This is a genomic window from Herbidospora cretacea, assembly GCF_001570605.1.
GTDB classification, from domain to species: Bacteria; Actinomycetota; Actinomycetes; order Streptosporangiales; family Streptosporangiaceae; genus Herbidospora; species Herbidospora cretacea.
Genome location: NZ_BBXG01000001.1, coordinates 260,025 through 275,041 on the forward strand (window position 1 = coordinate 260,025; position 15,017 = coordinate 275,041).

General features: G+C 74.7%; 1 protein-coding gene. It reads left to right on the top strand.

Features of this window, described 5'->3' with window-relative positions; translation table 11 throughout:
- The first annotated feature begins 12 nt into the window (after positions 1–12).
- Positions 13–15,006, top strand: a complete 14,994-nt coding sequence (locus tag AW270_RS40930) for a type I polyketide synthase (protein ID WP_157521595.1) — start codon at positions 13–15, stop codon at positions 15,004–15,006.
- Positions 15,007–15,017: the final 11 nt, after the last annotated feature.

The following is a 15,017-nucleotide window of genomic DNA, read 5'->3' on the forward strand; positions in this document are numbered from 1 at the left end:
CCTCCAGGAGTGATGACTGTGGCAAACGAGGACAAGCTCCGGGAATACCTCAAGTGGGTGACCGCGGACCTGCGGAAGGCCCACCGGCGCCTGCGCGAACTGGAGTCGGGCGAGCAGGAGCCGATCGCGATCGTCGGGATGGCCTGCCGGTTCGCCGGGGGAGTGCGCTCCCCCGAGGACCTGTGGCGGCTGCTGGCGGCCGGCGGCGACGCGGTCGGCGAGTTCCCGCTCGACCGGGGGTGGGACGTCGAGGCGCTCTACGACCCCGACCCCGACAACCCCGGCACCTCCTACGCCAAGGAGGGCGGTTTCCTCGACGCGGCCGGCGAGTTCGACGCCGACTTCTTCGGCATCTCGCCCCGCGAGGCGCTGGCGATGGACCCGCAGCAGCGGCTGCTGCTGGAGACCTCGTGGGAGGCGTTCGAGCGGGCCATGATCGACCCCGCCTCGGCGCGCGGCACCTCGGTCGGCGTGTTCGTCGGCAGCAACGGCCAGGACTACGCCTCCCTGCTGATGAGCGGCACCGAGGGCGTCGAGGGGTATCTCGGCACCGGCAACGCGGCGAGCGTCGTGTCCGGCCGCATCTCCTACGCGCTCGGCCTCGAAGGACCCGCCGTCACCGTCGACACCGCCTGCTCGGCGTCGCTGGTGGCGCTGCACATGGCGGTCCAGTCGCTGCGCCAGGGCGAGTGCACGCTGGCCCTCGCGGGCGGCGTCACCATCATGTCCACGCCCGTCGCCTTCATCGACTTCTCCCGCCAGCGCGGCCTCGCGCCCGACGGCCGCTGCAAGGCGTTCGCGGGCGGCGCCGACGGCACCGGCTGGGGCGAGGGCGTCGGCATGCTGCTCGTCGAGCGGCTGTCGGACGCCCGCAGGAACGGCCACCCCGTTCTCGCCGTCATCCGCGGCACGGCCGTCAACCAGGACGGCGCGTCCTCCGGCCTGACCGCGCCCAACGGCCCCGCGCAGCAGCGCGTCATCAGGGCCGCCCTGGAGAACGCCTCGCTCACCACCCGGGACGTCGACGCCGTCGAGGCGCACGGCACCGGCACCACCCTGGGCGACCCGATCGAGGCGCAGGCGCTCATCTCGACCTACGGCCAGGACCGCGACCGCCCGCTGTGGCTCGGCTCGATCAAGTCGAACATCGGCCACACCCAGGCCGCCGCCGGCGTCGCCGGGGTGATCAAGATGGTGCTGGCGCTGCGCAACGGCGTCCTGCCCAAGACCCTGCACGTCGACGAGCCGTCCCCGCACGTCGAGTGGGACGCCGGAGCGGTGTCGCTGCTCACCGAGGCGGTGCCGTGGCCCGAGGGCGACCGGCCGCGCCGGGCCGGGGTGTCGTCGTTCGGCGTGAGCGGCACCAACGCCCACGCCATCCTCGAAGAGGCCCCCGCCGACGAGGACGCCGAGGAGATCGTGCCCGGCCCGCCGCCGCGGGCGGTCCCGTGGCTGCTGTCGGCCAAGACCGCCCAGGGCCTCGGCGATCAGCTCGTCCGGCTCCGCTCCCACGCCGTCAGGACCGGCGCGCCCGCCGCCGACGTGGGCCTGTCCCTCGCCACCACCCGCGCGGCGCTCGACCACCGGGCCGTCGTGGTGGCCTCCGACGGCGACGGCCTGCTCACCGGGCTGGAGGCGCCCGCCGTCAGGGGCGTCGTCCAGGGCGGTGACGGCCGGGTCGTGATGGTCTTCCCCGGCCAGGGCTCCCAGTGGGTCGGCATGGCGGCCGAACTGCTGGACACCTCACCGGTGTTCGCGGTCCGGATGGCCGAGTGCGCCGAGGCGCTCGCGCCCCACGTCGACTGGTCGCTCCTGGACGTGGTGCGCGACGGGGCGCTGGATCACGACGAGGTCGTGCAGCCCGCGCTGTGGGCCGTCATGGTGTCGCTGGCCGAACTCTGGAAGTCCTACGGCGTGACGCCCGCCGCCGTCATCGGCCACTCGCAGGGCGAGATCGCCGCCGCCTGCGTCGCCGGAGCCCTGTCGCTGGAGGACGCCGCCACCGTCGTCGCGCTGCGGGTCCGGGCGCTCCAGCCGATCAGGGGGCGCGGCGCGATGATGACCGTCGCGCTGCCCGCCGCCGAGCTGGACCTGGACGAGCGGCTCTGCGTCGCCGTCGTCAACGGCCCGTCGTCGGTCGTCGTCGCCGGTGACACCGACGCGATCGAGGAGCTGCGCGACCGGCTGGACGTGCGGACCAAGGTCCTTCCGGTGCAGTACGCCTCCCACTCCCACCATGTCGAGGAGATCCGCGAGGACGTGCTGGCCCGGCTGGCCGGGATCGCGCCGCGCGCCTCCGAGGTGCCGTTCTTCTCCACCGTCACCGCCGAATGGCTCGACACCTCCTCCATGGACGGCGAGTACTGGTACCGGAACCTGCGGCGGACCGTCCGGCTGGACGAGTCGATCCGGGCGCTGGCCGACCAGGGCTACTCCACGTTCGTCGAGGTCAGCCCGCATCCGGGGCTGGTCGCCGGCATCCAGGACACACTGGAGGACGCGACCGTCGTCGGCACGCTCCGCCGCGACGAGGGCGGGCTCGCCCGCTTCCACACCTCGCTCGGCGAGGCGTGGGTGAAGGGCGTCGAGGTCGACTGGACGCCCGCCTTCGGCGCTGCCCAGAAGACCGACCTGCCCACGTACGCCTTCCAGCGGCGGAAGTTCTGGCCCACCTACGTCCCGCCCGTGCTCGTCTCGCCCGAGGAGCAGACCTTCTGGTCGGCCGTCGAGTCGGGCGACCCGGCCGCCGTCGCCGCCGCCCTCGACCTGCCCGACGGCGTCGACGGGCTGGACGGCACGCTGCCGGCCCTGTCGGCCTGGCGTAGGCGGCAGCGGCACGCCGACCCGATCGACGACCTGCGCTACCGGGTGACGTGGAAGCCGCTGTCTTCGGTCCGCGAGGGGTTCCTCACGGGAACCTGGCTCGTGGTGGTCGCCGGGGACGGCGCGCCCGAGGTCGTGTCCGGTCTCGCCTACCGGGCCACCCGGATCGTCACCGTCCCGATCGACGGGCTCACTCGGGACGAGCTGGCGGGCCGCCTGCCCGGAGACGTCGCCGGGGTGATCTCCCTGGTCGCCCTCGACGGGTCGCGCGAGGGCATGGCGCGGACCGTGCTGCTCGTGCAGGCGCTCGGCGACGCCGGGATCGGCGCGCCGCTCTGGTGCCTCACCCGGGGCGCGGTCGCCACCGGCCGGGGCGACGCCGTCACCTCACCCCTCCAGGCCCTCGTCTGGGGGCTCGGGCGCGTGGTCGCCCAGGAGCACCTCCAGCGCTGGGGCGGCGTCGCCGACCTGCCCGCCGACCTCGGCGAGCGGGACCTCGACCGGGTCGTCTCGGTGCTCTCGGGCATCGGCGAGGAGGAGGTCGCCGTCCGCGAGGGCGCCGTCTTCGGCCGCCGCCTGGTCCGGGCGCCGTTCCACGGGGGGGAGGTCGCGGAAACCGTACCGGCCGGGACGATCCTCATCACCGGCGGGACCGGCGCGCTCGGCGCGCAGGTGGCCCGCTGGTACGCCGCGCGCGGCGCGGACCACCTCCTGCTCGTCAGCCGTTCGGGGCCCGCCGCGCCGGGGGCCGCCGAACTGGCCGACGAGCTCGGCGCGACCGTCGTGGCCTGCGACGTCTCCGACCGCGACCAGCTCGCCGCGCTGCTCGCCGAACACCCCGTCAACGGCGTCGTGCACACCGCCGCCGTCCTCGACGACGCCGTGGTCGAGGAGCTGACCCCCGAGCAGATCGAGCGGGTCCTGCGGGTCAAGGTCGACGCGGCCGTCAACCTGCACGAACTGGCCGGCGACGTGGAGAGCTTCATCCTGTTCTCCTCCTTCGCCGGGTCGTTCGGCGTCGCCGGGCAGGGCAACTACGCCCCCGGCAACGCCTTCCTCGACGCCCTCGCGCACCACCGCCGGGGCCTCGGGCTGCCCGCCCTGTCCGTCGGCTGGGGCCACTGGTCCGGCGGCGGCATGGCCGAGGGCGGCCTCGTCGAGGAGCAGATGAAGCGGCGCGGCGGCAGGTCGCTCGACCCCGGGACGGCGCTGACCGTGCTGGGCCAGGCCCTCGCCGCCGACGAGACCTTCCTGGCCGTCGTCGAGATCGACTGGGACGGCCTCGCGCACATCTTCACCTCCGCCCGCCCGCTGCCCGCCCTGTCGGACCTGCCGGAGATGCGGCGCATCCTGTCGCGCGCGGCCCCCGAGTCGGCGGCCCCGGCGGCGGGCGACCTGGCGGAGCTGGCGCACCTGCCGGGGGCCGAGAGGCTCCGGCGGCTGCTCACCGTCGTCCGCACCCACGTCGCCGGCGTCCTCGGGCACGCCTCCCCGGACGCCGTCGAGGCCGACCGGGCGTTCAAGCTGCTCGGCTTCGACTCGCTCACCGCCGTCGAGCTGCGCAACCGGCTCGGCGCGGTCACCGGGCTCCGGCTGTCGACCACGCTCGTCTTCGACTACCCGACCCCCGCCGCGCTGGCCCGCCATCTGAAGGACGAACTGTTCGGCGCCGACGACGACCCGGCGGCCCCCGCCTCCGTCGTCGCCGTCGACACCGCCGACCCGATCGTCATCGTCGGCATGGCCTGCCGCTTCCCCGGCGGCGTCGCCACCCCCGAGGACCTGTGGGCGCTGCTCGCCGAGGGCCGCGACGGCATCGGCGGCTTCCCCGCCGACCGGGGCTGGGACCTCGACCGGTACGCCGACCCCGACGGCTTCAGCTTCCAGGGCGGATTCGTGGACGGGGCGGCCGACTTCGACGCGGCGTTCTTCGGGATCTCGCCGCGTGAGGCGCTGGCGATGGACCCGCAGCAGCGTCTCCTGCTGGAGACCTCCTGGGAGGCGCTGGAGCGGGCCGGGATCGACCCGCTGTCGCTGAAGGGGTCGGCCACCGGCGTCTTCGCCGGCACCAACGGCCAGGACTACGCGACCATGCTCGTCGCCTCCGGCGAGGACGTCGGCGGGTACCTCGGCACCGGCAACACCGCGTCGGTGCTGTCGGGACGGGTGTCGTACACGCTCGGACTCGAAGGACCGGCCGTCACGGTCGACACCGCCTGCTCGTCGTCGCTGGTGGCGCTGCACATGGCCGCCCAGGCGCTGCGGCAGGGCGAGTGCTCGCTGGCGCTGGCGGGCGGCATCACCGTCATGGCCACGCCGACGCTGTTCGCCGAGTTCGGCGTCCAGGGCGGCTTGGCCGCCGACGGCCGCTGCAAGGCGTTCGCCGAGCAGGCCGACGGCGCCGGGTTCTCCGACGGCGTGGGCATGCTCGTCGTCGAACGGCTCTCCGACGCCCGCAGGAACGGCCACCCCGTGCTCGCCGTGGTCAAGGGCTCGGCCATCAACCAGGACGGCGCGTCCAACGGCCTCACCGCCCCCAACGGCCCGTCGCAGCAGCGCGTCATCCGCCAGGCCCTCGCCTCGGCCGGGCTCACCCCCGCCCAGGTGGACGCCGTCGAGGCGCACGGCACCGGCACCAAGCTCGGCGACCCCATCGAGGCCCAGGCTTTGCTGTCGGCCTACGGCAGGGACCGGTCGCAGCCGCTCTGGCTCGGCTCGGTCAAGTCGAACATCGGCCACACCCAGGCCGCCGCCGGCGTCGCCGGGGTGATCAAGATGGTGCTGGCGATCCGGCACGGCCTCATCCCGCCGACCCTCCACGTCGACGCGCCCAGCTCCCACGTCGACTGGACCGGCGGAGCCGTCACCCTGGCGACCGAGCCGACGCCCTGGCCCGCGACCGGCGAGCCCCGCCGGGCCGGGATCTCCTCCTTCGGCATCTCCGGCACCAACGCCCACACCATCATCGAGCAGGCCCCCGAGGAGCCCGCCGACCCCAGACCGACCCTTAACCGGGCCGCTCCCACGGCATGGCTGGTCTCCGGCGCGACCGAGCCCGCGCTGCGCGCCCAGGCGGCCCTTCTGAGCCGTCATCTGGCAGGTCAGCAGGGGTACGACCCCCGTGATGTGGGGTTGTCTCTGGCCACCACGCGATCAAGTCTTGAGCATCGTGCAGTTGTCGTAGCCGGTGACCGGGATGGGTTGATGGCGGGTCTAGACGCGCTGGCCGGGGGACGTTCGGCCCCCGGCGTGGCCGAGGGTGTCGTACGGCCGGGAGGCCGGACGGCGTTCCTGTTCACGGGACAGGGCGCCCAGCGGGCGGGGATGGGCCGCGAGCTCTACGCGGCGTTCCCGGCGTTCGCCGAGGCCTTCGACACGGTCTGCGCCCAGCTCGACGCCGGTGATCCGGAGGCGAAGGCTCCAGGGGCCGAGGTCGCCGCGGGCAGCTCGGCGGAAGACCCGGGCATGGCCGGTTCGGGTCGCGACCGGCTCGGCCTGGCCGCGGCGATCGCGTCCGGTGAGCGGCTGGACGAGACCGAGATCACCCAGCCCGCGCTGTTCGCCTTCGAGGTCGCCCTCTACCGGCTGGCGGAGTCGTGGGGTGTACGCGCCGATTTCCTGGCCGGGCACTCCATCGGTGAGATCGCCGCCGCTCACGTGGCCGGGGTGCTGTCGCTGGAGGACGCGTGCACTCTGGTCAAGGCGCGGGGTGCTCTGATGCAGGCGCTTCCGGCCGGTGGGGCGATGGTCGCCGTTCAAGCCGCGCCGGGCGAAATTTCGGGAAATGTCGACATCGCTGCCGTCAACGGGCCGCAGGCGGTCGTCATCTCCGGGCCCGAAGCCGATGTCGAGGCCGAGGCCGCCCTGTTCACCTCGATGGGCCGCAAGACCAAGCGCCTCGCGGTCTCGCACGCCTTCCACTCCTCGCTGATGGAGCCGATGCTGGCGGACTTCCAGCGGGTCGCCGAAGGGCTCACGTACCACCAGCCCCGGATCCCGATCGTCTCGGGTGAGCTCGCCGAGGTGGATTCGCCGGATTACTGGGTGCGGCACGTCCGTGACGCGGTCCGGTTCGCCGAAGGCATCGCCTGGCTGGAGGCCGAGGGCGTCACCCGGTTCGTCGAGATCGGTCCCGAGGCGGTGCTGACCGCGATGGGGCAGGAGTGCGTCGAGGGCGTCCACGACTGGATCCCGCTGGCGCGGGCCGCCGACGAGGTGCGGGCGTTCGTCGAGGGCGCCGGTCGCGTGCACGTCTCCGGCGGGACCGTCGCCTGGGCCGAGGTGTTCACCGGGGCCCGCACGGTCGAGCTGCCCACCTACGCCTTCCAGCGGCGGCGCTACTGGCCCAAGCCGGCCGCCCTGCTGCTCTCCGAGGGCGGTCACCCGCTGATGGGACCGGCGGTGCCGATGGCCGGCGGCGGGCTGCTGTTCAGCTCGCGCCTGTCGCCCGCGCTCCACCCGTGGCTGGCCGGTCACGTCGTCGGCGGCACGCCCATCGTGCCCGGCGCGGCGTTCGTCGAGATGGCCGTGCACGCCGCCGACCAGGTCGGATGCGGCCACGTCGAGGAACTGCTCATCGAGACCCCGCTGGCGCTGACCTCGGCCGTGCGGATCCAGGTCGTGGTGGGCGAGCCCGACGGCTCCGGCCGCCGGACCCTGACCGTGCACTCCCGGCCCGACGACGCGCCCGCCGACCTGCCGTGGACCCGGCACATCAGCGCCACCCTCACCGAGACCGGCGCACCCGGCGCCGAACTGACGGCCTGGCCGCCGGACGCCGAGCCGGTCGACGTCGACGACTTCTACGACAACCTCACGGGCTTCGACTACGGGCCCGCCTTCCAGGGGCTGCGCCGCGCCTGGCGGCGGGGCGACGACGTCTACACCGAGGTCGTCCTGCCCGACGACGCCGACCCGGCCGGGTTCGGCATCCACCCGGCCCTGCTCGACGCCGCGGTGCAGGGCACCTTCCTCAGCTCGATCGCCGGGGCGGGCGGCCTGCCCTTCTCGTGGACGGGCGTCACCCTGCACGCCACCTCCGCCACCTCGCTCCGCGTCAAGGTGACCTCCACCGGCGCCGACTCGGTCACCCTCACGGTGGCCGACGCCGCCGGCCGGCCGGTCATGACCGTGGACGGGGTGCTCTCCCGCCCGATCCCCGCCGCGACCGCGCCCACGCGGGGCGAGTCGCTGTTCCGGGTCGACTGGACCCCCGTCGCCCTCCCCGCCGCCGACAGCCTGCCCGACGACGTGGTCGTGGCCCGCGTCGAGCCCGGCACCGTCGACGAGGTCGCCGGGCGCACGCTGGCCCTGCTGCGCGGCTGGCTGGCCGAGGACCGTCCCGGCCGCCTGGCCGTGGTCACCGAGAACGCCCTCCCGGGCGACGTCGCCATGGGGGCGGCCTGGGGCCTGGTCAGGTCGGCGGAGTCGGAGAACCCGGGCAGGTTCGTCCTGGTCGACACCGACGGCACCCCCTTCGACGGCGTCTTCGCCACCGACGAGTCCCAGGTCATGCTCCGCGACGGGCAGGCGTACGCGCCCCGGCTGGTGCGCTCCGTGGCCGGGCTGGTCCCGCCGGGCGACGTCTGGCGGCTGGACATCCCCGTCAAGGGGACCATCGACGGGCTGGCGCTCGTTCCCTGCGAGGCTCCCGCCCTGGCGGCCGGTGAGGTCAGAGTCGGCGTCCGGGCGGCGGGCCTGAACTTCCGCGACGTGCTCAACGCGCTCGGCATGTACCCCGGCAAGGCCGGGCTGCTCGGCGGCGAGGTCGCCGGTGTGGTGCTGGAGACGGGCCCCGGCGCCCCGTTCGCCGTCGGCGACCGCGTGTTCGGCATGGCGCAGGGCGGCTTCGGGCCGCAGGTCGTCACCGACGCGCGGCTGCTGGCCCCGGTTCCGGACGGCTGGTCGTTCGAGGTCGCGGCCTCGGTCCCGGTCGTCTTCCTCACCGCCCTGTACGCCCTCTCCGACCTCGGCTCCCTCAAGCGCGGCGAGAAGGTGCTGATCCACGCCGCCGCCGGCGGGGTCGGCATGGCCGCCGTGCAGATCGCCCGCCACCTCGGCGCGGAGGTCTACGGCACCGCGTCGGAGTCCAAGCAGCACGTGCTGGAGGGGCTGGCCGGGGTCGCCAGCTCCCGCACGCTCGACTTCGCCGACGAGTTCCCGAAGGTGGACGTGGTCCTCAACGCGCTCGCGGGCGAGTTCGTGGACGCCTCCCTCGGCCTGCTGAACGAGGGCGGCCGGTTCCTGGAGATGGGCAAGACCGACATCCGCTCAGGCGACGGCTACCGCGCCTTCGACCTGTCGGAGGCCGGTCCCGACCGCATCGGCGAACTGTTCGCCGACCTGCTCGCCCTGTTCGAGGCGGGCGCGCTGACCCCGCTGCCCGTCAAGGCCTGGGACGTGCGGCGCGCCCCCGACGCGTTCCGGTTCGTGTCGCAGGCCAGGCACATCGGCAAGGTCGTCCTGACGGTCCCCGCGCCGGTCGACAAGGACGCCACCGTCCTGATCACCGGTGGCTCCGGGGCGCTGGCGACCGTGCTGGCCGGGCACCTGCTCGCGCAGGGCTTCACCGACCTGCTGCTGGTCAGCCGGTCGGGCCGGGCCGGGCTCGACGGCGTCCGCACCGCCGCCTGCGACGTCTCCGACCGGGACGCCCTGGCGGGTCTGCTCGCCGGGGAACGGCTCGGCGGGGTGATCCACACCGCCGGGGTCGTCGACGACGGCGTCATCGACTCGCTCACCCCCGGGAAGCTGGCCGCCGTCCTGGGGCCGAAGGCGGTCGCGGCGGTCAACCTGCACGAACTCGCCGGGGACGTGCCGCTGTTCGTCCTGTTCTCCTCCTCGGCCGCCACCTTCGGCTCCGCCGGGCAGGGCAACTACGCCGCCGCCAACGCCGCGCTCGACGCCCTGGCCGCGCACCGCCGCTCGCTCGGACTCCAGGCCCACTCGCTGGCCTGGGGCCTGTGGGCCGGGGGCGGCATGGGCGGCGAACTCGACGCCGCCGACCGCGAGCGCATCTCCCGGGGCGGCATGGCCCCCCTCACCCACGCCGAGGGCCTGGCCCTGTTCGACCTGGCCACCTCGCTCGACGAGGCGCTCCAGCTCCCGATGCACCTCGCCGTCGCGGCGGGCGCCGGGCCGGTGCCGCCGATCCTGCGGGCCCTGGTCAGGCAGCCGGTCCGCCGGGGCGTGGCCGCCGCGGCGGGAACCTCGTCGCTGGCCGGGCAGCTCGCCGCCCTCACCGGGGCCGAGCGGGAACGGGCTCTGGTCGATCTGGTACGCGGTCAGGCCGCGGTCGTGCTGGGGCACGCGTCGGCGGAGGCCGTACCGGCGCAGAAGGCTTTCAAGGAGCTCGGCTTCGACTCGCTGACCAGCGTGGAACTGCGCAACCGCCTGAACGTCGCCACAGGGGAGCGGCTGCCCGCGACCCTGGTCTTCGACTACCCGACCCCGGCCGCGCTGGCCGGGCACCTCGCCGAACGGCTCCTCGGCGGCGAGGTCGCGGTCGCGGCCCCCGTCGCCGCCACCATCGACGACGAGCCGATCGCCATCGTGGGCATGAGCTGCCGCTACCCCGGCGGGGTGCGGAGCCCCGAGGACCTGTGGGACCTCGTCGCCGCCGGCGTCGACGGCATGACGGTCTTCCCCGGCGACCGGGGCTGGGACGTCGCCGCGCTGAACGCGATGGTCGGCGAGGGCACCCGGTTCCGCGAGGGCGGCTTCGTCCACGACGCGACCGAGTTCGACGCCGACTTCTTCGGCATCTCGCCGCGCGAGGCGCTGGCCATGGACCCGCAGCAGCGGCTCCTGCTGGAGACCTCCTGGGAGGTCTTCGAACGCGCCGGGATCGACCCGTCGTCGGTGCGCGGCGCGCAGATCGGCGTCTTCGCCGGCGCCGCCTCCTCCGCCTACGGCACCGGCCTGTACGACGCGGCCGGCGCCGACGGCTACCTGCTCACCGGCACCGCGACCAGCGTCGTGTCCGGCCGGGTCGCCTACGCGTTCGGGCTGGAGGGCCCGGCGGTCACCGTCGACACGGCCTGCTCCTCCTCGCTGGTGGCGCTTCACCTGGCCGTCCAGGCGCTGCGGCAGGGCGAGTGCACAATGGCGCTGGCGGGCGGCGTGACCGTGATGGCCACGCCCGGCATGTTCATCGAGTTCTCCCGGCAGCAGGGCCTCGCGGGCGACGGCCGCTGCAAGTCCTTCGCGGCGGCGGCCGACGGCACCGGCTGGGCCGAGGGCGCCGGAATGCTCCTGGTCGAACGCCTCTCCGACGCCCGCCGCAACGGCCACGAGGTCCTGGCCATCGTCCGGGGCTCCGCCGTCAACCAGGACGGCGCGTCCAACGGCCTCACCGCCCCCAACGGACCGTCGCAGCAGCGGGTCATCCGCCAGGCCCTCGCCAACGCCCGCCTGACCACGGCCGACGTCGACGTGGTCGAGGCCCACGGCACCGGCACCAAGCTCGGCGACCCGATCGAGGCCCAAGCCCTGCTCGCCACCTACGGCCAGGACCGCGAGCGCCCCCTGCTGCTCGGCTCGATCAAGTCCAACATCGGCCACACCCAGGCCGCCGCGGGCGTCGCCGGGGTCATCAAGATGGTGATGGCGATGCGGCACGGCGTCGTCCCGCAGAGCCTCCACATCGACGAGCCCTCGCCCCACGTCGACTGGACCGAGGGCGCGGTCGACCTCCTCACCGAACCGGTCTCCTGGCCGGAGACGGGCCGCCCCCGCCGCTCGGCGGTGTCGTCGTTCGGCATCAGCGGCACCAACGTCCACACGGTCCTGGAACAGTCCCCGAAGGCGGCACCGGTCCGGCCGCTCGGAACCGACCCCGCGATGCCGGGCTCGGAGCGGGTGCTGCTGTGGCCCGTGTCGGGGAAGAACGCCGCCGCCCTCGAAGCGCAGACCGCCGCTCTGCGGGACCACCTGGCCCGCCATCCTGAGCTCCCGGCCGACGGGGTGGCGGTCACGCTGACCCGCTCCCGCGCCGATCTCGAACACCGCACCGTGGTCATCGGCCACGACCGCGACGAACTGGTCGCGGGCCTGGCGGACAGCCCGATCAGCGGCGTCGCCCGGCCCGACGGCAAGGTGGCCTTCCTGTTCACCGGCCAGGGCTCCCAGCGCGCCGGGATGGGCCGAGAGCTCTACGACACCTTCCCCGCCTTCGCCGAAGCCTTCGACCAGGTCCGCGACCACCTCGCAGCGGCCACAGCGGGTGCGGCGGGATCAGTGGTGGCCGGGTCCCCGGCTGCCGATGGGGCGTCTGGTGTGGGTGGCGAATCCTCCGGGGTGGTTTCCGGTTCCGTCGATGTGGCGGAGGCCGTTCTGAGCGGGGCGCGGCTCGGCGAGACGGGGGTCGCGCAGCCGGCGATCTTCGCGTTCGAGGTGGCGCTGTTCCGTCTTCTGGAGTCGTTCGGGATCCGGCCCGATGCGGTGGCGGGTCACTCCATTGGGGAGATCGCCGCTGCTCACTGCGCGGGCATTCTGTCGCTCGACGACGCCTGTGCGCTCATCTCCGCTCGTGCCTCGCTGATGCAGGCGCTTCCGGGCGGTGGGGCGATGGTCGCCATACAGGCCACGCCGGGCGAGATTTCCGGCGATGTCGACATCGCGGCCGTCAACGGGCCGCAGTCCGTCGTCATCTCCGGGGCCGAGGACGACGTCCTGGCCGAGGCCGCGCGGTTCAGGCGCAAGCGCCGCAGGACCAAGCGCCTGGAGGTCAGCCACGCCTTCCACTCCCGCCTGATGGAGCCCATGCTGGCGGAGTTCCGGCGGGTCGCCGAAGGGGTGACGTACCGCGAACCGGTCATCGCCTTCGACGGCGGGAGAGACGCGGACTACTGGACCGCCCACGTGCGGGACACGGTCAGGTTCCACGACACCGTCACGCGGCTGGAGTCGCAGGGCGTGACGGCGTTCGTGGAGATCGGGCCCGACGCGGTGCTGACCGCGATGGCCGCCGACTGCCTGACCGCGACCGAGGACCGGGCGCTGCTGATCCCGGCGGTGCGGGCCGACCGGAGCGAGCCGCTCGGCGTGCTGACCGCCGCCGCGTGGCTGCACGTCCACGGCACCCCGGTCTCCTGGCCGGTGCCCGAGACCGCCGGCGTCGCCCTGCCGACCTACGCCTTCCAGCGCCGCCACTACTGGCCCGAGGCCCCCGCGCTGCCCGCCGCCGACCCGGTCGACGCGGCGTTCTGGGAGGCCGTCGAGCGGGAGGACCTGGAGAGCCTGGCCGCCACGCTCGACGTCGAGGGCGACGCCCTCGCCGGTCTGGTGCCGGTGCTGTCGTCGTGGCGGCGTCGCCGCTCCGAGAAGACGGCCGCCGACGGCTGGCGCTACCGGATCGACTGGAAGCCGGTCGCCGACCGGCGGGCCGAGCTGAGCGGCACCTGGCTGGTGGTCGTCCCGGAGACGGGGCACGACCTGGCCGCCGAGGCCGCCGAGGCGCTCGCCGCCCACGGCGCGCAGGTGCTCACCATCCCGGTCGACACCCTGACCGCCACCCGCGAGCACCTCGCCGCGCTGGTCGCGGACGTCCCCGGCCCGTCGGGCGTGCTCTCGCTGCTCGCCCTGGACACTCGGATCCTGCCCGGTCACGAGGCCACCCCGGCCGGGCTCGCCGCCACCTCGGCGCTGCTCCAGGCCCTCGGTGACGCCGGGGTCGGCGCGCCGTTGTGGGCGGCGACGTCGGGGGCGTACACCGGCAGCCCTGAGCAGGCGATGGTCTGGGGCCTCGGCCGCGTCGCCGCGCTGGAGCACCCGGACCGCTGGGGCGGCCTGGTCGACCTGCCCGGCACGCTCGACGACACCGCCAGGGCCCGCCTGGCCGCCGCCCTCACGGGCGAGGAGGACCAGCTCACCCTGACCGCGAACGGCCTGCGCGCCGCCCGCCTGGCGCACACCGCGCCGGGCGCGCCCTGGACGCCGTCGGGCACGGTGCTCGTCACCGGCGGCACCGGCGCGCTGGGCGGCCACGTCGCCCGCTGGCTCGCCGCCAACGGGGCCGGCCACCTGGTGCTCGTCGGACGCCGGGGCGCGGACGCCCCCGGCGCGGCCGAGCTCAAGGCCGAACTCGCCGGCGTCGAGGTCACCCTCGCCGCCTGCGACGTCGCCGACCGGGCCCAGCTCGCCGCGCTCCTCGAAACGGTCCGGGTGGACGCGGTGGTGCACGCGGCCGGCGTGCTCGACGACGGCGTGCTCGACGCGATGACCCCGGCCCGCTACGAGACGGTCCTGCGGGCCAAGGCGCTGGCCGCGCGGAACCTGCGCGACCTGCTGCCCGACCTGAGGGCGTTCGTCATGTTCTCCTCGATCGCCGGCACCCTGGGCGCCGCCGGTCAGGGCAACTACGCCGCCGCCAACGCCTACCTCGACGCGCTCGCCCAGAGCGAGGGGCTGACGTCCATCGCCTGGGGCCCGTGGGCCGAGGGCGGCATGGCCGCCGCCGACGGGACCGAGAACCGGGCGCGGCGGGGCGGCCTGCCGCCGATGGCGCCCGGGTCGGCCGTCGCCGCCCTGGCCGCCGGCGGCGCGTCGATGGTCGCCGATGTCGTCTGGGACCGGTTCGCACCCGGGTACGCCGCGATCCGCCCCGGCCACCTGATCGCCGACCTGCCCGAGGTCAGGCCGGTCCTGGAGGCCCTCGCGGGGCAGACGACCGGGGCGAACTCCCCGGCCGCCGCGCTGGCCGCCCGCCTGGCGGGGACGACCCCGGAGGAGCGCGACAAGATCCTCGTGGAGACCGTCCGGGCCCACGTCGCGGCCGTGCTCGGCCACGACGGGCACGAGAGCGTCGAGCCCGGCCGTCCGTTCAAGGACCTCGGGTTCACCTCGCTGACCGCCGTCGAGTTCCGCAACGTCCTCGGCGCGGCGACCGGCCTGCGGCTGCCCGCGACGCTCATCTACGACTACCCGACCCCCCGGGCGCTGGCCCGCTACCTGGGCATGGAACTGCCCCGGGAACGCGACCCGCTGCTCACCGAGATCGACCGGCTGGAGCGGGCGCTGGGCGACGCGGAGGCCGACGCCGGCACCCGCGACGAGGTCACCGCCCGCCTCCAGGCCCTGCTGGTCCGCTGGTCGGGCCCGCAGGACACCGGGGACGACGTCGCCGAGCGCCTCAGGGACGCCTCGCGGGACGAGCTCTTCGACTTCATCGACAACGAGCTGTAAATCTCCTAGAG

Bases quoted from the DNA above. Each gene is read 5' to 3' on its own strand.
- AW270_RS40930 (WP_157521595.1), top strand. From the start codon at position 13: ATGACTGTGGCAAACGAGGACAAGCTCCGGGAATACCTCAAGTGGGTG.